23 protein-coding genes and 1 pseudogene are annotated in these 22,895 nt (G+C 72.1%); 7 read left to right on the top strand and 17 right to left on the bottom strand.

Annotated features, from left to right (window positions below):
- Nucleotides 1–15: 15 nt before the first annotated feature.
- Nucleotides 16–777 (bottom strand): N-acyl homoserine lactonase family protein, encoded by a 762-nt coding sequence (locus tag ASG49_RS00190; RefSeq protein ID WP_056535534.1) that lies wholly within the window; start codon nt 775–777, stop codon nt 16–18.
- Nucleotides 777–1,541 (bottom strand): SDR family NAD(P)-dependent oxidoreductase, encoded by a 765-nt coding sequence (locus tag ASG49_RS00185; RefSeq protein WP_200936163.1) that lies wholly within the window; start codon nt 1,539–1,541, stop codon nt 777–779. The genes ASG49_RS00190 and ASG49_RS00185 overlap by 1 nt, the downstream gene beginning before the upstream one ends.
- Nucleotides 1,542–1,684: 143 nt before the next feature.
- Between ASG49_RS00185 and ASG49_RS00180 the strand changes: the two genes are divergently transcribed.
- On the top strand, nt 1,685–2,539 hold the full coding sequence (locus ASG49_RS00180; RefSeq protein WP_056535531.1) for a helix-turn-helix domain-containing protein: 855 nt from the start codon (nt 1,685–1,687) through the stop codon (nt 2,537–2,539).
- On the opposite strand, the gene ASG49_RS00175 is transcribed toward ASG49_RS00180, so the two are convergent.
- The 8 genes from ASG49_RS00175 to ASG49_RS00140 form a co-directional block, all read right to left on the bottom strand.
- On the bottom strand, nt 2,532–3,263 hold the full coding sequence (locus ASG49_RS00175) for an SDR family NAD(P)-dependent oxidoreductase (RefSeq protein WP_056535529.1): 732 nt from the start codon (nt 3,261–3,263) through the stop codon (nt 2,532–2,534). The genes ASG49_RS00180 and ASG49_RS00175 overlap by 8 nt on opposite strands.
- A gap of 105 nt (nt 3,264–3,368) precedes the next feature.
- Nucleotides 3,369–4,517: an MFS transporter gene (locus tag ASG49_RS00170; protein WP_056535526.1), complete on the bottom strand. Its 1,149-nt coding sequence runs from the start codon at nt 4,515–4,517 to the stop codon at nt 3,369–3,371.
- 31 nt (nt 4,518–4,548) lie between these two features.
- Nucleotides 4,549–5,910 carry an MFS transporter gene (locus ASG49_RS00165; protein ID WP_162244485.1) on the bottom strand — a complete coding sequence of 454 codons (1,362 nt, stop codon included), beginning with the start codon at nt 5,908–5,910 and terminating at the stop codon, nt 4,549–4,551.
- 118 nt (nt 5,911–6,028) lie between these two features.
- Entirely contained in the window at nt 6,029–6,589 is a 561-nt protein-coding gene (locus ASG49_RS19190) for a S1C family serine protease (RefSeq protein ID WP_235561839.1), read from the bottom strand.
- A 332-nt stretch (nt 6,590–6,921) separates the two neighbouring features.
- Complete coding sequence (locus tag ASG49_RS00155; RefSeq protein ID WP_056535523.1) at nt 6,922–7,872, bottom strand: VWA domain-containing protein; 951 nt, start codon at nt 7,870–7,872, stop codon at nt 6,922–6,924.
- On the bottom strand, nt 7,869–8,828 hold the full coding sequence (locus tag ASG49_RS00150) for a DUF58 domain-containing protein (protein ID WP_056535520.1): 960 nt from the start codon (nt 8,826–8,828) through the stop codon (nt 7,869–7,871). Before ASG49_RS00150 ends, ASG49_RS00155 begins: the two co-directional genes overlap by 4 nt.
- Nucleotides 8,825–9,856, bottom strand: a complete 1,032-nt coding sequence (locus ASG49_RS00145) for a MoxR family ATPase (protein WP_056535517.1) — start codon at nt 9,854–9,856, stop codon at nt 8,825–8,827. The genes ASG49_RS00150 and ASG49_RS00145 overlap by 4 nt, the downstream gene beginning before the upstream one ends.
- Entirely contained in the window at nt 9,853–10,125 is a 273-nt protein-coding gene (locus ASG49_RS00140) for a hypothetical protein (RefSeq protein WP_056535515.1), read from the bottom strand. The genes ASG49_RS00145 and ASG49_RS00140 overlap by 4 nt, the downstream gene beginning before the upstream one ends.
- A gap of 130 nt (nt 10,126–10,255) precedes the next feature.
- Between ASG49_RS00140 and ASG49_RS00135 the strand changes: the two genes are divergently transcribed.
- The 3 genes from ASG49_RS00135 (at nt 10,256) to ASG49_RS00125 (ending at nt 12,870) form a co-directional block, all read left to right on the top strand.
- Nucleotides 10,256–10,966, top strand: a complete 711-nt coding sequence (locus ASG49_RS00135; RefSeq protein WP_056535512.1) for a response regulator transcription factor — start codon at nt 10,256–10,258, stop codon at nt 10,964–10,966.
- Nucleotide 10,967: 1 nt separating this feature from the next.
- Nucleotides 10,968–12,236, top strand: a complete 1,269-nt coding sequence (locus ASG49_RS00130; protein ID WP_235561838.1) for a cell wall metabolism sensor histidine kinase WalK — start codon at nt 10,968–10,970, stop codon at nt 12,234–12,236.
- A gap of 148 nt (nt 12,237–12,384) precedes the next feature.
- Entirely contained in the window at nt 12,385–12,870 is a 486-nt protein-coding gene (locus ASG49_RS00125; protein WP_056535509.1) for a lipocalin-like domain-containing protein, read from the top strand.
- Nucleotides 12,871–12,962: 92 nt separating this feature from the next.
- Here ASG49_RS00125 and ASG49_RS00120 read toward each other — a convergent pair whose 3' ends face one another.
- Together ASG49_RS00120 and ASG49_RS00115 are read right to left on the bottom strand one after the other, a co-directional pair.
- Nucleotides 12,963–14,000, bottom strand: a complete 1,038-nt coding sequence (locus ASG49_RS00120) for a zinc-dependent alcohol dehydrogenase family protein (RefSeq protein ID WP_056535506.1) — start codon at nt 13,998–14,000, stop codon at nt 12,963–12,965.
- Nucleotides 14,001–14,061: 61 nt separating this feature from the next.
- Nucleotides 14,062–15,123 carry a S9 family peptidase gene (locus tag ASG49_RS00115; RefSeq protein ID WP_200936162.1) on the bottom strand — a complete coding sequence of 354 codons (1,062 nt, stop codon included), beginning with the start codon at nt 15,121–15,123 and terminating at the stop codon, nt 14,062–14,064.
- Nucleotides 15,124–15,407: 284 nt separating this feature from the next.
- On the opposite strand from ASG49_RS00115, the gene ASG49_RS00110 reads away from it, so the two are divergent.
- Nucleotides 15,408–15,983 (top strand): hypothetical protein, encoded by a 576-nt coding sequence (locus tag ASG49_RS00110; RefSeq protein ID WP_156384127.1) that lies wholly within the window; start codon nt 15,408–15,410, stop codon nt 15,981–15,983.
- A gap of 57 nt (nt 15,984–16,040) precedes the next feature.
- Here the strand turns inward: ASG49_RS00110 and ASG49_RS00105 are convergent, their stop codons facing one another.
- Nucleotides 16,041–16,535 carry an LLM class flavin-dependent oxidoreductase gene (locus tag ASG49_RS00105; RefSeq protein WP_056535500.1) on the bottom strand — a complete coding sequence of 165 codons (495 nt, stop codon included), beginning with the start codon at nt 16,533–16,535 and terminating at the stop codon, nt 16,041–16,043.
- A 97-nt stretch (nt 16,536–16,632) separates the two neighbouring features.
- Between ASG49_RS00105 and ASG49_RS00100 the strand changes: the two genes are divergently transcribed.
- Both ASG49_RS00100 and ASG49_RS00095 read left to right on the top strand, forming a co-directional pair.
- A complete protein-coding gene (locus ASG49_RS00100) occupies nt 16,633–17,286 on the top strand; it encodes a TetR/AcrR family transcriptional regulator (RefSeq protein ID WP_056535497.1) in 654 nt (217 codons plus the stop codon).
- Between the two features lie 62 nt (nt 17,287–17,348).
- Nucleotides 17,349–19,817, top strand: a complete 2,469-nt coding sequence (locus ASG49_RS00095; RefSeq protein WP_056535494.1) for an MMPL family transporter — start codon at nt 17,349–17,351, stop codon at nt 19,815–19,817.
- An 82-nt stretch (nt 19,818–19,899) separates the two neighbouring features.
- On the opposite strand, the gene ASG49_RS19185 is transcribed toward ASG49_RS00095, so the two are convergent.
- From ASG49_RS19185 to ASG49_RS00080, 4 genes and pseudogenes are all read right to left on the bottom strand, one after another.
- Nucleotides 19,900–20,499, bottom strand: a complete 600-nt coding sequence (locus ASG49_RS19185) for a TetR/AcrR family transcriptional regulator (protein ID WP_056535491.1) — start codon at nt 20,497–20,499, stop codon at nt 19,900–19,902.
- Nucleotides 20,500–20,564: 65 nt separating this feature from the next.
- A complete protein-coding gene (locus ASG49_RS19180; RefSeq protein WP_235561837.1) occupies nt 20,565–20,822 on the bottom strand; it encodes a hypothetical protein in 258 nt (85 codons plus the stop codon).
- A gap of 262 nt (nt 20,823–21,084) precedes the next feature.
- A pseudogene (locus tag ASG49_RS19540) lies at nt 21,085–21,312 on the bottom strand (NAD(P)-binding domain-containing protein); the annotation flags it as partial.
- A 60-nt stretch (nt 21,313–21,372) separates the two neighbouring features.
- Entirely contained in the window at nt 21,373–22,833 is a 1,461-nt protein-coding gene (locus ASG49_RS00080) for a DHA2 family efflux MFS transporter permease subunit (protein WP_056535489.1), read from the bottom strand.
- Nucleotides 22,834–22,895 lie beyond the last annotated feature (62 nt).

Raw genomic sequence — 22,895 nt, 5'->3', positions numbered from 1 at the left:
GACCGTGCCGGGGCCTCAGGGCAGCTGCACCTGAGGTGTGATCGGAAAGCCCGAGCTCTGGAAGCGCGCCAGCTCGGGGTCGTGGTTCATCAGGACCCGGTCGGAGAGGTCCGAGATCTTCTTGAGCGAGGCCAGCGAGACCGCGGAACCGATGTGGGTCCCGGGCGGGGTGGGCAGCTCGAGGTTCTCGATCATGCAAGCGGCATCACCACTGACGCAGAGCACGCCCTCCTCGGTGGTGACGAGAACGGACTGGTGCCCGGGTGTGTGGCCGGGGGTCTGGATGATGCGCAGGCCCGGGGCGACGTCGAAGTGGTCCCGCTGCACGAGGTGGTAGTCCATGAAGGTCACCTCGTCGTCGGTCCACTCGATGTCGTAGGACCACGCCTGCGAGCTGCTCGGGTCCGACGCCCAGTTCCACTCGGCCTCGGAGACGTAGAACTGCGCCTGCGGGAACGCCAGGTTGTTCTCCGCGTGGTCGTAGTGCAGGTGGGTGTTGATGACCGTGTCGACGTCCTGGCGTCGCCAGCCCAGCTCGGCCAGGGCGGCGTCGATGGTCTCCTCGGCGGCGATGGTGTGCGGCTCGATCCGGGACCACTTCTCGGCGTCCTTGATGCCCGTGTCGACGAGGATCTTGCGCCCACCGCCCTCGATGGCGGCCGCCCACACGGGGACGTCGAGCACGGTTCCCCTGGGGTAGCCGTAGACGGTGCCGCTCTTGTCGGCCCGGATGGTGCCGAGCCGTAGGGCGTGGACCTGGTAGCTGGCGGTGGCCACTAGAAGTTGCCGATGCCGATGGTGTTGCCACCGTCCACGGTGAGGACCGCGCCCGTGACGAAGCTCGCCTGCTCCGAGAGCAGGAACGTCACCGCGTCGGCGACCTCGTGCGCCTCCCCCGCGCGGCCGATGGGGTGCGAGGCCGCGATGCGGGCGGCGTTCTCGGGGTCGTCGAACATGTACTGCGTCAGCGGGGTCCGGATCATCCCGGGCGCGACAGCGTTGACACGGATGCCCTGCGGGGCCAGCTCGAGGGCCATCGTGTAGGTCATCCCGGTGACGGCGAACTTGGAGGCGACGTAGCCGATGCGGTTCGCCACGCCGCGGATACCGGCGCCCGAGGAGAAGTTCACGACGGACCCGCGCACCCCCGCATCGACCATCGTGCGGACGACGGCGCGGCTGACGTTGAAGGTGCCGTCGACGTTCACGGCCAGCACGCGGCTCCACGCGTCGGCGGGCACGTCGAGGAGGGACCCGACGCAGGTGATGCCCGCGGCGTTCACGAGGCCGTAGGGCGCCCCGAACTCGGCGACGGCGCGATCGGCGAGGGCTTCGGCCTGGTCGCTCTGCGTCACGTCCGTGACCACCGCCACGACGCGGTCGCGGTCACCGAGATCCTCGACGAGCGCCTTGAGCTTGGCCTCGTCGAGGTCGGCCGCCACCACCCGCCCTCCGGCCTCCAGCACACGCTTGGCGGTGGATGCACCCATGCCGCTCGCGGCACCGGTGATGACGATGGACTTGTCGGTGAGGCCGGCCACGGCGCTCCCCTTTCTTGGCGGCGAGCCGGTTCACTCTCGGGCTCGCTCGGCGGACGTCGGAACGACCTTGACTATCGGTCAAATGTCAGAACGTTTCCAGGGCAGGGCGTGACCCCCCTCACACCGACACCTATGCTGCGGTCGTGGACACCCGGACCGAGGCCAGGGAGTTCCTGCAGAGCCGTCGAGCGAAGCTGGATCCCGAGAGCACCGGCGTGACGGTCGGTGGTCGTCGGCGTGTCCCCGGGCTGCGGCGCGAGGAGGTCGCCGACCTCGCCGGTGTGAGCGTCGACTACTACACCCGTCTGGAGAAGGGGCACCTCGAGACGGCGTCGGCCGCCGTCCTGGACGCCATCGCACGCGCCCTCGATCTGGACGATGCGGAGCGGTCCCACCTCCAGTCCCTCGCCAGGGCTGCGCGGGGCGAGCTCGACCCCGGCGCCCCGGCCCGGGAGCGGGCCGGGGTGAGGCCACGCCTGCAGCGGCTGCTCGACACGATGACGACCTCGCCCGCCTACGTCCGCAACGGCCGGATGGACATCCTGGCGCACAACGCACTGGCCCGCTGGCTCTACCCGCCCCTGTTCGACTGCGACGACCCGACGCCCAACCTGGCCCGCTTCTGCTTCACCGATCCGCGTGCCCGGACCTTCTTCGCCGACTGGTCGGCGGCCGCAAGCGAGATGGTCGCCCTCCTTCACGCCGAGCTGGTCCGACACCCGACGGACCGTCGCACGCACGACTTCGTCGAGCGGCTGGCTGACGCGAGCGCGGACTTCGCCGGCCTGTGGTCGACGCACGACGTACGCCGCCTCGTGACCGAGAGCACGACCTTCCTGCACCCCGAGGTAGGGCCCATCACCCTCGACCTGGAGGCTCTGCAGGTATCGGCCGAACCGGACCTGACGGTGGTGACCTACGTCGCCCCGTTCGACTCCCCCACTGCGGCGAGGCTCCACGAGGTCCTGGCCGGCGCCAGCCTCCTCGGGCTCAGCTGAGCGCCACGCCGGTGGCAGCATGCAGGCGGTCGAGCAGCTCCTGCTGGAACCGCTCGTCCTCCGCGCGTGGGTCCGGCTGCTGCGCCCGGCGGTGGTACCAGTAGCCGCCGGTCGCCGGCTGCACCGTCCCGACTGGTGCCGTCGCGAGCCAGACCTGGGTCTCGTGACCGAGCGCGAGGTCGTCCGAAGCGCCCCTGCCGCCCATCCTCGTCGGCACCCAGCCGGGGTCGACCGCGTGCGACGGGGTCGCGGGCGAGGACCGAGCGAGGGCCATCGCCAGCGCGGTCACGAGCAGCTTGCTGTCCTCGTAGGACTGGCGACCGTCAGGGCCACCGAGCACCGCCATCGCCTCGAGGTCGGTCCGTCCACCCCGGTGCAGCGAGCTGCTGAGGAACACGGCACGTCCCGGGGTGCGCAGTCGGGCCGTCAACAGGTACGGCGCCACGAGGTTCGTCTCGATGACGGGCCCGCGCATCGTGCCGGCATTGTGGATAACCGCATCGAGAGCGCCGAACGCATTGACCTGCTCGGCAAGGCCCACCGTGACCCCTGGGTCAGCCAGGTCCCCGGTGACGACGGCGTGGACCCGGTCGAGGACGGACTGGTCCTCGACGCGATCGGCACGCCGAGCGTGCATGACGACCTGGTGACCGGCGTCGAGCAGAGCCGTGGTCGCCGCGAGCCCAAGTCCCGTGGAAGCCCCGGTCACGAGCACGAGTGACATGCCCGCCTCCTGTCCTGCAGTCGAGGTCGAGGTCCCGACGGTACGCGAACGGGCACCCCTCACCTCGTCGGTGACCGTGCCCGTGGGATGGGCCGGCGGCACTCATCACCGAGGCCCCATGCGTCGAGCGGCGAAACCCACCCCCAGGAGTGCGGCCGCCGTCGCGCCGAACACCCCTACTGCCCCTGCTCCGGCGGCGACCAGCCCCGCCACGCTGGGCACGACGACCTGGCCGAGCCGGTTCCCGGTGAGACGCAGCGACATCGCCCGGCCCCGCTGTCCTGCGGGCGTCACCTCGGCCAGCCACGACATCGTCATGGGTTGTCCTACTCCCAGACCCAGCCCCATCACCGCGACGACCGCTGCGAGCATCCCGAGCGGCATCGGCACGGGTACGAGCGCCATCCCGATGGCCGAGACCACGAGGCTGCCGAGCAGCAGACGCGACCGGCCCAGCAGCCGCGACAGGGGGCCCAAGCACAGCCGTGAGGCCATCGACGCCACGGCACGCACCGTCAGCAGGCCACCGATCGTCGCCGCGGCGATGCCGCGCTCAGCGCCGAGGACGGGCAGGTAGACCAGGGTGATGTCGATCGCCGCCAGGAGGACGCAGCTGACGCCGAGCGCGGCGAAGAAGCCCCGGCGCCGCACCAGCGTGCCGATCGACCCGGAGTCGTCGGGTCCGTCCGCCCGCGCAGTCCGTCCGCCCGGAAGGCAGGACGTGCACACGACCAGTACGCACGCGGCGGCCACCGCGGCCCAGAAGACGCGCGAGGTGTCCGGGATGGCACCACTCCCACCGAGGACCGCCAGCATCGCCGGCCCAACGGCCTGCCCGGCAGAGGACGCGAAGGTGTAGACGCCGAACGCCGCGTCGTAACGACGTGGATCGGCAGTGTTGGCGACGTATGCCTGCTGGGCGACGCTCGACGCCAGGTGCCCCAGCCCGAGCAGCGCATTGGCCACCAGCAGACCGAGCAGCCGGCCAGCACCGACGGCGAGGACCAGGGCCGCCAGGAGGACCAGGAGCGCGCCGCCGACCATCACGAGCTTCTCGCCCACGCGGTCCGAGAGACGGCCCACGACGACGGCGAGCACGAGCGGGAGCAGCGCGAAGCTGGCGGCGAGGAGGCCGAGCCACTGCGCCGACACCCCCAGCTCGATGGCGCGGTAGGCCGACGTCGGGCGGAGGACGAACGTCAGGGCCTGGACGAGCAGGGTGCTCGTGTAGAGCCCGAGGACTGTTCCCCTCACGACGCCGCCGTCGTCGAGGATCTCCTGCCCATCAGCTCCGGCCGAGCTCCGCGATGGGTGTCCGGTGCGTCTCGCGGGCCGTGCTGATCGCACCGATCGAGATGACGCAGGCGATGGAGGTCACCACGGCCGCCGGCCACCAGGCGTCCGCGTTCGCCGACGACAGCGCCGCCACGATGAGCGGGGAGAAGCCGGTCACGAGCAGCCCGACCTGGAGCCCGACAGCCATGCCGGTGACCCGGACACGGGTGGCGAACATCTCCGAGAAGAACGCCGGGTAGACGCCGTTCATCGATGCGTACGCGACGGAGAAGCACAGCACCATGCCCAGGTAGATCATGGGCACGTCACGCTGCGAGACCGCCCAGAAGAACTCCCACACGGCCACCGCTGCGACGATGTTGCCGCCGATGAGCACCGGCTTGCGCCCCACTCGATCACTCAGGGCTGCGAAGAACGGCTGGGTGACCAGAGCGATCGCGTAGGCCGTCACCACGGCCCAGAGCATGGTGTCCGCCCCGATGTCCATGACGCTCGTGGCGTAGGACAGTCCGTACACCGGCACCACGACGCTGACCACGATCAGCAGGGAGGAGAAGACGACCCGTGCTACGTCGGCCGGCTGCCGCCTCAACACCTCGACCAGCGGGACCTTGGCCACTCCTCCCTGCTCCCGCTGCTCCTCGAACACCTCGGGGTCCTCGACCTGACGACGGATGTAGAGACCGACGAGGGCGATGACTGCACTCGCCCAGAACGGGACCCGCCAGCCCCACGCGAGCAGGTCGTCCTCGGGGAGTGAGGCGACCCAGATGAAGGCCAGCGTGGCGATGATGTAGCCGACGAGCGACCCGTTGAGGGCCCACACGCTGTAGGACGCGCGACGCCCCTCGGGGGCGTGCTCGATCGTCAGACCGGTGGTCCCGGATAGCTCGCCACCGACCGACAGCCCCTGCAGCAGGCGCAGGACGACCAGAAGCGAGGGGGCCAGGATGCCCGCGGTCCCGTACGACGGCAGGCAGCCGATCGCGAAGGTGGCGACACCCATGGTCAGCAGCGTCGCGATCATGACGTTGCGCCGCCCGAACCGGTCGCCGAAGTGACCGGCGACGAAGCCACCCAGGGGACGGGCGAGATAGGCCACGCCGTAGGTCCCGAGAGAGAGCAACAGACCGGTGGCGCCGGCGTCGGGGAAGAACACCCGGCTGAACACCAGCGCCGACGCGGCGGCGTAGATGTACATGTCGTAGTACTCCAGCGCAGTGCCGAAGAACCCGGCCAGCGCCGCGCGCCTTCCCTGGTCGGTGGACCCCGACGACCCGTTGGCGCCTCGGGGCGTGTCGTCCGACGTGATCGACGTACGTGTGCCCGCTTGGTTCGTCTCGGTCGCCATGCGTTTCTCCCTGTCCCTGCGTGGGCTCCGCGCGTCAGCTGCGGAACTGGCCGTGACGACCATCACTCAGATCCCAGGGCGGTTCCAGGTCACGCTGTGCCCCCTGTCCTCCACCGGGTCAGTCGGGCAGGATCCCCTCGGCGACGCGGAGCGCCCGGTCGATCGGCACCGCGAAGCCGATGCCGATGTTGCCCGACCCGGTGCCGGGCACCGTGGCGATGGCGGTGTTCACGCCGACCACGCGGCCGTCCAGGTCGACCAGCGGGCCCCCGGAGTTGCCCGGGTTGATGGACGCGTCGGTCTGGATGACGGCCTGACGGCTGGACGAGCCGAGCCGAGCCTCTCGCGCCGTGGTGCTCACGATGCCGGCGGTCACCGTGCCGCTCAGACCCAGGGGCGAGCCGATGGCGATGACGGGCTCTCCGATCCGGACGGTCGATGAGTCGCCCATGGCCGCCGCTGGCAGGTCCTCGGGGTCGGCGCGGAGCACCGCGATGTCGTTGGCCTCGTCCTCTCCCACCAGGGCGGCCCTCACCTGACGACCGCCGTCGAGCTGGAGCAGCAGGCTCCGGTCGCCGTCCACCACGTGCTGGTTGGTCAGGACGTGCCCCAACCGGTCGAAGACGAACCCCGACCCGCTGCCGCGGTCGCTGCGGACCTGGACCACGCTGGGCAGCACCGCTGCGGCTGCGGCTGCCTGGGTGCCTGCTACCGCCGGCTCGCGACCAGGTCCGGACCGTTGCAGTGCGGAGACGACGGTGCCGTCACCCGGCCCGAGGGCCCAGGCGCCCCCCACACCGGCGGCTCCCCCGAGCAACACGGTGGACAGGGCCACGACGGCACCCCGCGACCGCTTCGATGGCCGCGTCGGGACGGGGGCCGGTCGCACCGTCTCGTCGCCCGGGAACGGGCGTGGGACGGGAGCGCTGAAGTCGGAGCCCGTGGGGGCCCCGACCCCGGGCCAGCTCGGAGTGGCGCTCATCGGGTTCCTCTCGGGTGTGGACGGGGTCGTCATGGCAGTCGGGCGAACCAACGCAGCGACAGTGCGGCTCCGAGCAGGCCGACGAGCAGGGCCAGCGCGGCGGCGTACTGGGTGACCTCGACGGGTTCCAGACGCCACCCGATGGAGGACTGGATGTCGTCGTAGACCTCGTTGAGCTCGTCGCTGCTCTGCGCGGTGTAGGCGCGTCCGGCGCTGACGTCGGCGACCTCAGCCAGGGTCTCCTCGTCGACCGGCACCGGGACCTCGCGACCGTCCGGAGCGGTGATGGTGCCGTCGGGGGTGCCGTAGGCGATGGTCGACACCGGGACACCGGCCGCCCGCGCCGCGGCGGCCGCCTCCTCCGGCGACCGTCCGGTGGTGTTGCTCCCGTCGGACAGCAGCACGACGTGGGCCGGGACCTCGCCCTCGCCCGCCTCGCGGGCGGCCAGGGCCACCTGCTCGAGCGAGGTGAAGACGCCCTCCCCGATCGCGGTGCGGTCGGCGAGCGAGAGGTCCTGGAGCGCTGCGATCGCGGCCTCGCGATCCTGGTCGGCGCCGGCCCGGACCGTCGTGGTCGCGGCGAAGGTGACCACGCCGGCGTTGAACCCGTCGGGAAGGTCCCCGACGAAGCGGGTGGCGGCGGCCTGCGCGGCCTCGATCCGGTTGGGTCCCACGTCGGTGGAGCGCATCGAGCCCGACACGTCGACGGCCACGACCACGGTGGCGGTCTCGCGCGGCACCCGCACCTCGACCTCGGGCCGGGCCGCGGCCAGGGCGAGCAGCGCGAACGCGAGCAGCAGCGCGGCCGGCGCGGCGTGCCGACGCCAGCCGGGCCGGTGCGGAGCGAGGCGTTCGAGCATCGGCAGCGACGCGAACCGCACCGCGTAGCGGCTGCGCCGCCGTTGCTGCACCACGTACGCCGCGGCGAGGGCCGCCACGGGGACCAGCAGCAGAGCGAACCACGGGGACAGCAGGCTCATCGCGGACTCCTCGGGACGGCTGCACGACGCCCGGCAGGGCGTCGATCGGCGCGGACGAAGTGGACGAGGTCGGCGACCCAGTCGCGGTCGGTGCGGACCACCAGGTGGCGGGCGCCGCTCGACCGGACGGCGTCCGCGACCGCGGCGCGGTGGGCGTGGGCGAGCTCGGCGTACTGCTGCCGCAACCGCGGCAGCGAGGTCCAGACCTCGCACCGGTGCCCGCTCTCGGGATCGACGAGGACCACCGGGCCGACGTCGGGCAGCTCCAGCTCACGAGGGTCGAGGACCTCGACCACCACCACGTCGTGCCGGCTCGCCAGACGACGCAGCGCGGTCTCCCACGGGAACGGCCGCGCCGCAGCACCGTCGGGCTCGACGAAGTCCGTGACGACCACGCGGGTGCCGGGGCGACGCTGCCGCCGACCGAGCTCGACCAGGGCAGCAGCCAGGCCCGTACGGGCGGGGGCCGGGGACTCCTCCCGCCCGCACGGGGGTCGTGTGGCCGGGCGGGCCAGCGCGCGCAGTGCCGCCCGGCGGGGGCGCTCCGGGGGCGACCAGGTCACTCCTGCGTGACCCAGGTGCGCCACGCCCAGCCGGTTGCCCGGCGCGTCGGTGAGCAGCCCGACGGCGCCGGTGACCCAGGCGGCGAGCTCGCCCTTCTCCACCTCCACGGTGCCGAAGTCCATGCTCGCCGTCTCGTCGACCAGGACCCAGACCTCCAGCTCGTGCTCGGCCCGGGTGCGCCACACGTGCGGCTCCTGGCTGCGCGCCGTGGCGTTCCAGTCGATGCGACGGACGTCGTCCTCGCCCGGGCGGTAGCGGACCACCTCCTCGGGGTCCGTCCCCGGACCCAGTGCGATCCCGCCGTGGGACCCCAGACGACGACCCGCGAGCCGCCGGTGCACGGCCAGCTCGATGGTCCGCAGCGCGTGCTGCGCCTCGGTCAGGGACCTCACGCCGCCCCCGCCTCGTCGTCGTTCGCCGGCTCCTGCGGAGCGACGAGCGGCGCCGGGACGACCGACAGCACCTGCCGGACGATCGCGCGCGGGTCCACTCCGTCGGCGGCCGCCTCGAAGGTCAGCACCAGCCGGTGCGACAAGACGTCACCGGCGACGTCGGCCACGTCGCGAGGCAGCACGTAGTCACGGCCCCGGACCAGGGCCAGCGCACGGGACGCGGCGACCAGGCCCAGCGTGGCCCGGGGAGAGACCCCGAGCTCGACGTGCCGGGCGATGGAATCGAGCCCGTGGAGGTGCGGCTCCCGGGTGGCCACGACGAGCGAGACGGTGTACTGCGCGACGGCGTGGTGGACGAAGACGTCGTCGGCGGCCGCCTGCAGCGCCAGCACGTCGGCGGTGCTGAGCACCTCCCGTGAGCGCGGCGGGCTGACGCTCATCCGCTGCACGATCGCCAGCTCCTCCTCGGCGGTCGGGTAGGCGATGTCGACCTTCATCAGGAACCGGTCGCGTTGCGCCTCGGGCAGCGAGTAGACGCCCTCGGACTCGATGGGGTTCTGCGTGGCCATCACGAGGAAGGGCTCGGGCAGTCGGTACGTCGTACCGCCCACCGACACCTGCCCCTCGGCCATGGCCTCCAACAGCGCGGACTGCACCTTGGCCGGGGCCCGGTTGATCTCGTCGGCGAGCACCAGGTGGGCGAACACGGGTCCAAGCTCGATGTCGAAGGACTCGGTCGAGGGACGCCACACGCGAGTGCCCACGATGTCGCCCGGCATCAGGTCGGGCGTGAACTGCAGCCGGTGGAAGGAGCCGCCGACGACCTCGGCGAGCGTCCGCACGGCCAGTGTCTTGGCCACGCCGGGCACTCCCTCGAGCAGCAGGTGGCCTCGTGCGAGCAGGCTCACCACCATCCGCTCGACCATGTGGTCCTGGCCCACGAGGACGCGCTTGACCTCGAAGAGCGCGCGTTCCAGGACCGCGGTGCTGGGGACAGGGGCGAGCGGGACCTGCTCGGGCGCGCTCACGCCGACTCCCGCAGCTCGGCCGTGTCCGTGCTGCCGGAGCCGTCCCTCTCCGGGCAGTCGGAGCTCGCAGGGGCGCTGGAGTCGCCGGCGTCCTCGACGGTCACCCAGGCCGAGTCCTCCTGGGCGCCGTCGCTGTCCGCCGAGGCGGCCAGCGCCACCCCGGCCGCGCCGAGGGCGAGCGCGAGCCCGCCCAAGCCGGCGACGACGAGCCGAGTGGTCAGGGAGAGTCGGTCGGGGGCGGATGCCGTGCTGGAGTTCGGGTCGCTCATGGTCTGTCCTCTTTCGGTCCTGGGGAAGGCACCACCCCACCAAGCCGGGTGGAAAGCCAGCGAAAAGCCGACCGAAAGTGCACCGAAAGGACAGCCCGGAGAAGGCCGCGACCGCGGCTACGGTGTCGCCATGCGGTTGCTGATCGTCGAGGACGAGCACGGCCTGGCGGGCGCCGTCCAGATCGGCCTCGTCCGTGAGGGCTACGCCGCCGACGTCGCGGGCTCGTGTGCCGACGCCGAGCTCAAGCTGGCTGCCTCGGCCTACGACCTGATGCTGCTGGACCTCACCCTGCCCGACGGCAACGGCCTGGACCTGGCCGCACGCGTCCGGTCAGGCGAGGTGGACAGTGCGGCTGGGCGCGAGCTGCGCATCCTCATGCTCACCGCGCGCGGTGGCCTTGCCGACCGGGTCCGGGGCCTGGACTCGGGAGCCGACGACTACCTGGTCAAGCCGTTCGCGCTGCCCGAGCTGACGGCACGTGTGCGTGCGCTGCTGCGTCGCGACGTGTCGGCGAACGCTCCGGTCCTGGTCGTGGGCGAGCTCCGCCTCGACCCCGCTCGCCACCTGGCCCACCGCTCGGACAGAGAGCTGTCGCTGACGTTGAAGGAGTTCGGTGTGCTGCGCTACCTGATGTCCAGACCCGACCACGTGGTCTCGGCCGAGGAGCTGCTCGAGCACGTGTGGGACGAGAACGCCGACCCGTTCACCCAGACCGTGCGCGTCACCGTCGGGACGCTTCGCCGAAAGCTGACCGTCGACGGCGAGCACGCCCTGCTCGAGACCGTCATCGGCCGCGGCTACCGGCTCCGGGAGCAGGCACTGGCCGAGGGCAGCGCCTGACGTGGCCGGACCCCGACCGCGCCTGCTCGGGGTGCAGGTGCCCTCCTGGGCCCGCACCGTGCGGTTCCGCCTCGCCCTGATCTCCTCGGCCCTGCTCTTCGCCGTCTCCGCCCTGCTGGTCGCCGGCGTCTACCTCGCCGTCAGCCAGACCGTCGACGCCAAGCCCCTGGAGGGCAAGACCATCAAGAAGGTCGTGAAGATCAACGGCGAGTACGTCCTCAAGGAGGGCGAGACCTTCGAGGCCGCCGACATCGGGAGCCTGCAGCAGGCGGTCAACCAGGGCACGCTCGACACGTTGGGCGCGTACTCCGGCGTCGCCCTCGGCGCGCTGTTCCTGGTGAGCCTAGGCATCGGCTGGTGGGTGTCGGGACGGGTGCTCCGCCCCATCGGGGAGATCACGACGACGACGCGCGAGATCACCGCCAGCGACCTGTCCCGTCGTATCCCCACCACCGGTCCGCGGGACGAGCTTCGGACCCTGGCCGAGACCATCAACGACATGCTGCAGCGCCTCCAGGACTCCTTCGCCGCCCAGCGTCACCTGGTCGACGACGTGTCCCACGAGCTGCGCAACCCGGTCGCCGTCGTCCGCACCAACGTCGACGCCGTCCTCGGCCACGACGACGCCACGCCCGATCAGCGCCACCAGGCGGCAGCCGTCGTCTCCCGGGCGACCCAACGGATCGCGACGATCCTCGACGACCTGCTCGCGACCGCACGCCAACGCTCCGGGGCCTTCGACGAGGAGGAGGTGGACCTGTCGGTGCTCGCCACCGAAGTGGTCGAGGAGCACCGGCTCGCCAGCGAGGAGCGGTCGCTGAGACTCCAGCTGCGGCTCGAGCGCGGGCCGGTCGTGGTCGCCGACCGGCAGGCCCTCATCCGGGTCCTGGACAACCTGATGGCCAACGCCGTGCGCCTCTCCCCCGTGGGTGGCACCCTCACGGTCGCCGTCGGCAGCAGACGCGGTTGGGCCTGGGTCGCTGTCAGGGACGACGGACCGGGCATCGAGCCTGCCGACCAGGAACGGGTCTTCGACCGCTACTTCAGCTCGCGGGTCCCCGGTGAGGACCCGGCTGCCCATGCGGGATCCGGGATCGGGCTCACCATCGCCCGGCAGGCGGTCGAGGCGCACGGCGGGCGGCTCGCCCTGTCCAGCCGACCGGGCGTGGGCAGCACCTTCGTCATCTGGTTGCCGGACCGCAGTCCGGCGACCCCGGGGAAGCGCGACCAGGCCGCCCCCAGCGACGATCCCCTGGGGCGTCTGGACTGAGAGCTTGCCGCCTGTCCTGGGGTTCCCTGGCAGTACGCCTCACGAGCGTGACTCCCCCCAGACCGCGGAATGGGCTGTCCTGGATCCGCGCCCGGCTCCGTCGGGCTCCGCAGGCAACCCATCTCTCCCCTCGGAAGGCACAAACCCCATGACCAAGAGGCTCGTTCCGTTGCTCGCCCTCGTGCTCAGCTCGGCCCTGCTGGTGTTCGCGCCCGCGCTCGCTCACAGCGGTCCGCGGAAACCGGCGCCCGCCCAGCACGGTCTGGGCGCCCTGGTGGGCGCGTGGAGGATGACCGAGCTCCGCGTGGGGACGCCGGGCGACCTGCGGCCCATTCCCTATTCCGGGCAGGTGGTGTTCACCCGCTCCGGCACCATGTCGGTCCAGGCTTCCAACCCCGACCCCAACGCGCCCGACACGGCCTACACCGTGGACGGTTACGAGGCGTTCTACGGCTCGGTCGCGGTCGACCGACGGTCGAGCAGCTTCGTCGTCACCGTCGAGAACGCCCTGGCGGACGCGCTGGTCGGCCAGGAGCTCGCCCGCGGCTTCGAGGTCCGGGGCGACACCCTCGTCCTCACCCCCGCCGATCCGGCCGAGGGCTTCCGCGTCACCTACGAGCGCGTCAGCCGCTGACGGAAGCGGCACCAGAGCACGTCGGGTGCCCGTCCTCAGGGACGGGCACCCGACGTCTTCCTACCGGTGCAGGAAGCACCCGTGGCAGGTGTTCACGGCTTCACGAGGATCTTCAGCGCCTTCCGCTCGTCCATGGCGCGGTAGCCCTCGGGAACGTCGTCGAGGCCGATCGTCCGGTCGAAGACCCTGCCCGGGTCGACAGTCCCATCAAGCACCGCGGGCAGGAGCTGCTCGATGTAGGCGCGGACAGGGGCCGGTCCACCGGTCAGGGTGATGTTGTGCGCGAAGAGGCTGCCGAAGCCGACGGGGGCCTCCTCGTACTGGGGTACGCCGACCCGGCTGATGACGCCACCGCGCCGGACGACGCCGTAGGCCTGCTCGTAGGCGGGCATGTGTCCGACCGCCTCGAGCACCACGTGGGTGCCCTGACCGCCGGTCAGCTGACGCACCTTCTCCACGCCCTCCTCGCCGCGCTCGGCGACCACGTCCGTGGCGCCGTACTCGCGGCCGAGGTCGGTGCGGGACTGGTGACGGCCCATCAGGATGATCTGCTCGGCGCCCAGCTGGCGTGCCGAGAGCACGGCCAGCAGGCCGACGGCCCCGTCGCCGATGACGGTGACGGTCTTGCCGGCGGAGACACCGCCGCTGACGGCGGCGTGGTAGCCGGTGCCGTAGACGTCGGACAAGGTGAGCAGCGAGGGCATCAGCGCGGAGTCGGGCGCGACCGGCAGCTTGACGAGCGTGCCGTCGGCGAGCGGGACGCGGACGAGCTCGGACTGGCCGCCCTCGTCGGGCAGGGCGTCCCAGAAGGTGCCGTTCTCGCAGGAGGTCTGCAGCCCCTCGCGGCAGTAGGAGCAGGTGCCGTCGGAGAAGGCGAACGGCGCGACCACGAGGTCGCCCTTGGACAGCGTCGTGACGTTGCCGCCGACCTCCTCGACGACGCCGATGAACTCGTGGCCCATGCGCGCGGGCCCGTTCTCCGACGTCATCGAGTGGTAGGGGTGGAGGTCGCTCCCGCAGATGCAGCTGGCGGTGACGCGGACCAGCGCGTCGGTCGGCTCCTTGACGACGGAGTCGGGGACGGACTCGACGCGGACGTCGCCGGCCTCGTACATGAGTGCTGCTCGCATGGTGGTGCTCCTTGCTTCGTGCTGGACGGTCGCCGCGGGTCCGCGGTGCCGGTGGGGGGGATCAGGTCAGGTGGCGGTCGAGGAAGGTGTCGATGTCGCGCATGGAGTCCTCGAACCGGGGGCTGAAGGCGTGCTGGTCGTCGTACCAGCGCAGGCGCACGTCGACGTCGGCACGAGCGAGCGCGTCGCGTGTGGCCCGCGCCCAGCGCGGCGGGCACTGCTCATCACGTGTGCCGTGGACCATCAGCACGGGTTCGGTGACCCGGGAGAAGTAGGGCCGCGTGGACACCGCCCGCCAGGCGAGGGGATCCTCGGCCGGCGTGCCGTGGCGGCGTACGTAGTCCGCGGCGTACGACGCGCCGGGACCGCCCCACTGCACGTAGTTCTCCGACTCCAGCGAGGACTGGCCCGAGTAGACGACGCCGGCCTCGACGTAGCCCGGCAACATCTCGAGGGCCTGCAGCACGACGCTGCCACCCATCGAGCGCCCCACGAGGGCGACCCGGTCGTCCTCGACGGGCAGGTCCGAGGCACGCAGGGCGGCGACGGCGGCGAGGACGTCCGCGGCGTACCCGAGGTACATCTGCTCCACCAGGCCCGGATCGTCGTCGGAGCCGGCATGGTTGCGGTAGTCGACGTGCAGGGCGACGTGGCCGCCGCGTGCGAAGTGGTCGCGCTCCCGGTTCATCCCCTGGCCCTGGACGTAGACCTCGGGGTCGATCCAGCCGTGCGCGAGCACGACGGCCGGGAAGGGCCCCGGGCCCGTGGGCACGTCGACGACACCGGTGATCCGCAGGCCCTCGCTGCGGAAGGACACGTCGTAGGAGGTCTGGGTCGCGGTGCGCGACCGGACCTGTCCCAGCTGCAACGCCGACGCGGCCGGCGCCCGGTCGAAGTAGTCCGCGAGCGACGGGTCGTGCTCGGCCAGGGCGTCTGCCACCGGGTCGCCGGACGGGGACTCCGTGGCACCCGGTGCCGACCCGCTGCCGGTGGCGTCGGGGCTGGGGACCGGAGCGTCGGCCTGCTGCTGCTCGGTGCCGGACGGCCCGCACCCGGCCAGGGTCGCGGCCGCGACGACCGGGGCCACGAGGAGGCGGGTCAGCAGGTGGAGGTGACGGGACAACGGGGTCCTCTCGCTCGAGCCGGGAACGGCGGTGGCGGCGCACCCGACGCCCCACCCGTCGATTCAACGCGCGCGACGACCGGCCAGGAAGTCCCTGGCGAGGGGTGTACTCGCAGGGCACCCCTCGCCAGCGGGCCAGGACACCCGCCGTGGAGCCCGTCCCGTCGGACCTCGGCTCCGCCACCGACCGTGGCACCCGTCGCACTAGACCGCGAAGGTCGACGTGTTGACGCACGGCGGGGATGAGCGTCGTCTGAGGACCTGACTCGACACAGGGGATCCCGATGGCACGAGCACGGACAGTCGCAGCGGCAGCAGGTACGGCGGTCCTGTTCGTGGGCGCAGCTCCGGGCATCGCGAGCGCCGCCCCACCCCTCGACCCCGTCGACCACTACTCCGGCACCGACAGCTTCGACGCCACGGACTGCGGGTTGGCGCTGCACTTCGAGGTGTCCTACAGCGGGACGTCGTTCGTCAAGCCGGCACCCGGCTCCAACGAGGCGTTCCTGCTCCACGACCGCTACCGCTTCACCGAGACGATCACGCTCGCGTCGGACCCCGACGGCCCCTACGTCACCACGATCGGCAGCGGCAGCTTCGTCGAGACGACCGCGACGCTGCTGGATCCCGCGAAGCCGACGATCTACCAGTTCACGACCGTGGACGCCGGGACGTTCCGGATGTACGCCGCCGACGGCGGCCGCCTCGTCAGCATCAGCGGCGTCTACAAGGCCACCAACATCCAGGACACGCTCGGCGACAAGATGCCGGGGTCGCAGCTCGTCGAGGAGGTCTCCGGCGACTTCCACGGCAACGAGTCGGGAGAGTTCTGCGACGCCGTCACGGCCGAGCTGACCTGACCCACGACAGACGTCCCGGACAGGTCGCCCGTCCCGTTTCCCGGCCAGGCACCGGCGTCAGGCGAGGAGCTCCAGCAGCAGCTCGTCGGACTCGGCCAGCGCCTCCCGGTCGTACGTCGAGGCGCTCGACATCACCTCGTCCGCCCCGTCGACCCCACCAGCTGGTCGAGGCGTCGCCGCACGCTGGCGGGGCTCCCGGTCATGGCCGAGGCCAGCCGGCTCTCCACCCGCTGCTCCACCTGGTCCGACCGCGGGGCGGCCTCGACGTCCTCGACGGGCTCCAGCGGCGGGAACTCCCCCCGTCTGCCGCGACCGTGCCATCGCCCACGCCTCGGGCAGCGCGAGCCGGCGCGCCGATGAGTCGTCGTCGGCCACCAGCACGTCCAGCGAGATAGTGACGTGCGCCGCGCTGTCCCCGTGGTGCTCGGCCACCCAGAACCGGTCGTAGCCGACCCGCTCCGCGTGCACGGCGCGGGCCACCGACCCGTGCAGCGCCTCGGCGTCCGGCTCGTGCAGCCGGGTCCGCGACCGGTCGAGCAGCGAGACCTTCACGTGGCGCCAACGTCCTGGAGCGGCCCGGGCTTCCCGCGGCGCCTCAGAGGGCCGGGCGCCCGAGCCCGGAATTGCACTGAGTGCAATACTGATCGGCATGGCACCGCTCGCTCCCCCGCGTGGGCTCAGTGCTCTCCGCGAGGCACGACGACGCGCCATCCTGGAGGCGACCCGGGCGCTGGCCACCGAGCACGGCGCCGACGGCTTCACCGTCGAGCAGGTCGCCGAGCGCGCCGGCGTCTCGCGGCGGACCATCTTCAACTACGTCGCGGGCCTCGACCAGCTGCTCGTCGAGGTGTGCGAGCAGATCCTGGACGACGCCACCACGGCGCTCCTGGCCGAGATCTTCCGCCGCTGGGGCGACGACGACGCTGCGGCCGGGACGGCCGCGCCGGCACTGCTCGACGCCGTGGCCCAGGCGACCCGCAGCATCGACCTGCCCAGCGCGATCGCGTCGATCGACCGCGCCCTCGGCTCCCCGGACTCCGACGACGAACGCCTCCAGGTCATCTCGCGCACCGCGTTCGACCACGCGGGCGGTCGGCTGCGGGAGCAGCTCCTCCACCGCGCCCCCGACCTCGACCCGGTCGACCTCGAGATCGGCCTGGCCCTGCTCTTCGCCGGGATCGCGGTCATCGCCGAGATCTGGCTCGACCGGCACCGCGACCCGACCAGCGAGGTGTCGCCGACGGCCCGCGCCGACTGGGCCCAGCTCCTCGACCGGGTCCTGGTCCGGGTCCGCACCGGCTGAGCCGGTCCGCGCCCGGCACCGACCCCTCCCACCTCCCAGCCCGAAAGGCCTTCCCCCACGTCATGGCTGAGCTCCTCTACCGCCTCGGACTGTTCGCCACCCGCCGCCGCTGGACCGTCATCGGCGCATGGCTGGGCGTCCTCGCCGTGACCGCGGTGACCTACGTGTCCTTCGCCGGCACCCTGTCGCCCTCCATCACGCTGCCGGACACCCCGACCACACGCGTCTCGCAGCAGCTCGAGCGGGACTTCGAGGCGGCCGGCGGCGGCAACGGCGCGCTCGTCGCCGAGGCCACGGACGGGTCCCGCATCTCCCGCGAGCGGCAGGCGGAGCTCGCCGACACCTTCGACCGGGTCGCCGAGGTCGAGGGGGTCACGGACGTGAACGACCCCTTCGCGACGCAGCGTCAGCTCGACGCCGCCGCCCGACAGGTCGCCGACGGGCGTCAGCAGCTCGAGCAGGGTCGCGCCGAGCTGAGCCGGGCGCAGGGGCAGATCACCGCGGGACGTCAGGGCCTGGCGGCCCAGCGCGAGCTGGCGCGCGACTCCGGCGCCCTCGCGCAGGCCCAGCCCCAGCTGCGAGCGGCGGCGCAGCAGCTCGACCAGGGCCAGGAGCGGCTGGACCGGGGGCGGCAGGACTTCGACGTGCAGGAGTCACGTCTCGCGGACGGCGAGACCCTGACCTCGCTGTCGGCCGGCTACCGCACCGTGTCCGAGGACGGCTCGGCGGCCGTGGCCAACGTGGTCTTCGACGTCCCGGTCAACGAGGTCTCGCCCGAGACCAAGACCGCGATCGAGGAGATCGTCGCCGACGCCGACATCGCGGGCGTCGCGATCCACCCCTCGCAGGAGATCGCCCAGACGGTCCCCTCGATCCTGGGCCCGGGCGAGATCGCGGGCGTCGTCATCGCCGCCATCGCGCTCGTCGTCGTGCTGGGCACCCTGATCGGCGCGGCACTACCGCTGCTCACCGCCCTGCTCGGCGTCGGCGTGGCCTCGCTGGCCTCGCTGTCCCTGTCCGGCGTCGTGGAGTTCGTGTCGGTGACACCCGTGCTCGGCGTGATGCTGGGCCTGGCCGTCGGCATCGACTACTCGCTGTTCATCATCAACCGCCACCGTCGCGAGCTGATGCGAGGCGTGGGCCTGCACGAGTCGATCGGGGTGGCCACCGGCACCTCGGGCAACGCGGTCGTGTTCGCCGGGGTCACCGTGATGGTCGCGCTGCTGGCCCTGAACGTGACCGGCGTCGGCTTCCTCGGCCTGATGGGCACCGTCGGCGCCGTCGCCGTGCTCGTGGCCGTCCTGATGTCGATCACCCTGACCCCGGCCGTCCTCGCCCTCATCGGCATGCGCATCCTGCGCCGGCGCGAGCGCGAGCGGCTCGGGTCGACACCGACGCCCACCGACGGGCGCGCCGATCGCGACCGCCCGAGGCGCAGCTCGCGCGCCTGGGCCGTCCTGGGGCTGGGGATCGTGGCCCTGCTGGTCGTGGCCGCCCCCGCGACCCAGATGCGGCTCGGGCTCCCGGACGGCTCGACCCAGGCGCCGGACTCCAGCGGCTACCGGGCGTACGCCGTGCAGGCCGACGAGTTCGGCGAGGGCGCCAACGGCCCCCTGCTGGTCCTCGCCACCCTGCCGCAGCCGGTCGCCGAGGACGACGTCACCGCCGAGCAGGCGAGGATCGGCGAACAGGTCGGCAACGCCTGGAGCGTCGAGGCGGTCGTGCCGATCGGTGCCTCCAAGGACCGCTCGGCCCTTGCGTTCCAGGTCATCCCCGAGGGCTCGCCCACCAGCGCGTCGACCGCCGAGCTGGTCCAGAACCTCCGGTCCTCGACCCCCACGACCACCTCCGGTGACGAGGCCACCCTGGGCGTGGCCGGCAACGCCAGCGCGGGCATCGACATCTCCGACCAGCTCTTCGACGTCCTGCCCGTCTACCTCGCCCTCGTGGTGGGCCTGTCGATGCTGATCCTGGTGCTCGTGTTCCGCTCGGTCCTGGTGCCCGTCACCGCCACGCTCGGCTTCGTTCTCTCGCTGCTCGCGGCGTTCGGCGGCATCACGGCGATCTTCCAGCTGGGCTTCCTCGGCGACCTGTTCGGAGTCAACGCGCCCGGGCCGGTGCTGAGCTTCCTGCCGATCATCGCGACCGGCATCCTGTTCGGGCTGGCCATGGACTACCAGCTGTTCCTCGTCTCCGGCATGCGCGAGTCCTACGCCCACGGTGCGCCGGCCCGCGTCGCCGTGCGGCGCGGCCTGCGCGCGGGGCGCTCGGTGGTCACCGCGGCCGCGATCATCATGATCTCGGTCTTCGCCGGCTTCATCTTCAGCCACGACGCGACCATCAAGCCCATCGGCTTCGGGCTCGCGTTCGGCGTGCTGGTCGACGCGTTCGTGGTCAGGATGCTGCTCATCCCCGCCGCGATGCACCTGCTGGGCGAGAAGGCCTGGTGGCTCCCGCGGTGGCTGGACCGCCTCCTGCCCGACCTCGACGTCGAGGGCACCAGGCTGGAGCGCAGCCACCCCGTGACCTGACCGGCTCCGAAGTCGGCCTGGCGAGACTGACCGAGCGGTGGCTGACCGCCCGCGGCGTGCTCGACCGTCGTACCGACCCGTCCTAGCGGCGCGACGCGTCGCGGGACGTCGAGAGGTAGCCGTCCCGCAGCAGTGCCCGCACCTGCTGTTGCGAGACCTCGTCCGCCAGGGACGAGCCGCGGACCCAGCTCGCGGCGAGCGCGGCGAGGAAGATGTCGCGGCCACGGAGCCAGTCCGGAGCCCGGCCGTCGCGCTGGGCGGCGGTGAGGAAGTGGTCGGTGGACTCGATGAAGCCGACGCAGGTGACGGCGAGCGGGTTGTGCTCCTCCTGGAACGCGCTGCGCAGCGGCCCCGGGAGTCCGTCGAAAGCGGCGAAGAACTCCTCCAGGGCCACGGTCCACTCCTCCAGAGCTGCTGCGCTGTCCTCGAGGGCGTCGATGCGTTCCTTCTCGGCCTCGATCTGCGACGCCCGACGCTGCAGCAGCTCAGCCAGCAGCGCGTCCCGGGTCGGGAAGTGCCGGTACAGCGTGGCCGAGCCCACGCCCGCGTCGCGGGCGACCGCCTCCAGGGAGGCACCGACGCCGTGGTCGGTGAAGTGCTTCTCGGCCTGGTCCAGGATCCCTGAGCGGTTGCGCTCGGAGTCGGACCGGGTACGTCGTGCCCGGGTCTCACCAGCCGCCATCGTCGCCTTCTCCTCGTCTGTGCCGGGGGGTGGCCCCGTTTGGCCAGCGTACTGCGCGCCGCGGGTCAGGAGACGGCGTTGACGGCGCGGTTGACCGCGACGACGTCCTGGAGGCCCACGGCCCTGCCGGGGGTGGTCAGGGCGCGGGTGATCTCGTCGCGGTTCTGCGGTGCCCGGCCGGGCACCGCTTGGGTGAGGCCTCGGCGCAGCGTCTCGGCGTCGTGGTCGCAGCAGTAGCCGGGGGTGCCGGGCTGCTGGCGCCACGACTCGGCCAGGGTGCCGCCGTCGACCGGGTCGAACCCGACGGCGTCGACGAGGTCCATCACCGTCCGCTTCGCGGACCCGTCCGGGCCGGCGACCGTGATGCCGAGCCGTCCGGGCTCCCCCGCGGGTCGACCCCGGTCGGTCAGTGACGGGGCGAGGATGTTGTTGAACGCCTTTGATGACGGGGCGTCCGATCTGCTCGGCGACCCACTCGCTCTCGGGCTGCCCGGCGTCGAGGGCCCCGATGCGGGGGTCGCGGAGGCCGGGGTAGTAGTTGCCGGTGTCGATGACCGGGACGTCGCCCGACAGGTCGTCGAACAGGTCCTCGGGCAGGGCGGCCACGGCCGGCAGCGGGATCGAGAGCACGACGACCTCGGCGCCCTCGACCGCTCCCCGTGCATCGACGGGAGTGGCGCCGACCTGCTCGGCCACCTCGCGGACGCCCTCGACTCCGCGGGAGTTCGCGAGACGGACGTCGTGGCCCAGCTGGCTGAGGGTGCGGGCGAGGGACCCGCCGATGTTGCCTGCGCCGATGATGCCGATCTTCATGTGGTGCTCCTGGTGTGCTGAGGTCGGGACAGGTGGGTCGGATGGGCGTGCAGGAGGGGGTCAGGCGGTAGTGGGGCGCCGTACCCCCAGGCTGATCAGAGCCGAGACAGTGGCGATGACGGCGGCGGCGGCGAAGGCGGCAGATGCGGCCGAGACGGAGCTGGCCACGTCCAGGGCGCCGGTGTTGCTGGTGCCCGATCCGAGCGTGTACGCCGAGATCAGCACCGCGGCGCCGGCGGCGCCGCCGAGCTGCTGGATGGCGCCGAACGCGGCGCTGCCGTGCGGGTAGAGGTGCTCGGGGAGCGACGAGAGCGCGGCCGTGGTGAGTGGCGACCACATCAGCGCCTGGCCCACGATCATCACCACATAGGCGACCAGGAGGGTCCAGGTGCTGGTGGTCGCGCTGGTCTGGGTGAGGAACCACAGCGACGCAGCGACGATGACAGCACCGGGAGTCACCAGGGGGCGGGGGCCGAAGCGGTCGTAGAACCGGCCACCGATCGCGGAGACGACCGCGATGGTAACGCCACCGGGGACCAGGAACAGACCGATCTCGAGCGAGCTGAGTCCGCGCACGTTGCTGAGCAGCAGCGGGAAGATCACGGCCGTCCCGAACGCGGTCATGGTGAGGGCGAGCATGCCCAGGGCCGGCACCGCGAACGCGGGCACGGCGAAGATCCTCGTGTCGAGCAGGGCGTCGTCGTCGCGCTGGAGCTGGCGCTGGCGCAGCACGAACGCAGCCACACCGAGCACGCCGACGACCAGGGGGATCCACGGCGACACGAGGGTGTGGCCGGACAGCGACTCACCGATCGAGGCGAGCCCGAAGACCAGTGCGCCGAACCCGAGCGCCGACAGCGCGAGCGAGAACAGGTCCAGCCGGACCGGTTCGGGGGTCGTGATGTTGCGCAGCATCGCCGCACCGAGGACGAGACCCAGCACCGCGATGGGGAGCATGGCGATGAACAGCCAGCGCCAGCCGAGCTGGGAGAGGACCAGGCCCGAGATGGCCGGGCCGACGGCGGGTGCGGCCGCGGTGACGACCACGACGAACGCCATGACGCTCCCCTGGCGGGCGGGCGGGACCAACCGCATGGTGGTCGTCATCAGCAGCGGCAGGAAGACGGCCGTGCCGATGGCCTGGACGACGCGGCCGGTCATCAGCAGTCCGAACGCGGGCGCGACCGCGGCCAACGCGGTGCCGAGCGCGAACAGCGACATGGAGGTCAAGAAGATCGTGCGCAGGTGGAACTTGCGCATCACGAACCCGGTGGCCGGGATCAGCACGGCCAGGATGAGCAGGTAGCCGGTGGTGAGCCACTGGCCCGTCGTAGCGGAGATGTCGAGGTCCTCGATGAGGGTCGGCAGCGCTACGCCGAGCAGCATCTCGTTGAGCAGCACGATGAACGTGGAGACCATCAGCAACGCGATGACGACGACGTCTGCGCGCGGCAGCCTGTCCTCGACCACCGCGGCGCCCTGGCCCCGACGCTCGTCGGTGGGGGTGTCGTGCAGGGACATGGTGGAGGCGCTCCTTCGCGGTGCGCACGGCGCAGCGGCCCCGGATGGGCGGTCGGCAGCTG

This window comes from Marmoricola sp. Leaf446 (genome assembly GCF_001424755.1).
Taxonomy (GTDB): Bacteria; Actinomycetota; Actinomycetes; order Propionibacteriales; family Nocardioidaceae; genus Marmoricola.
This window is presented reverse-complemented; position numbering and strand designations above follow the sequence as displayed.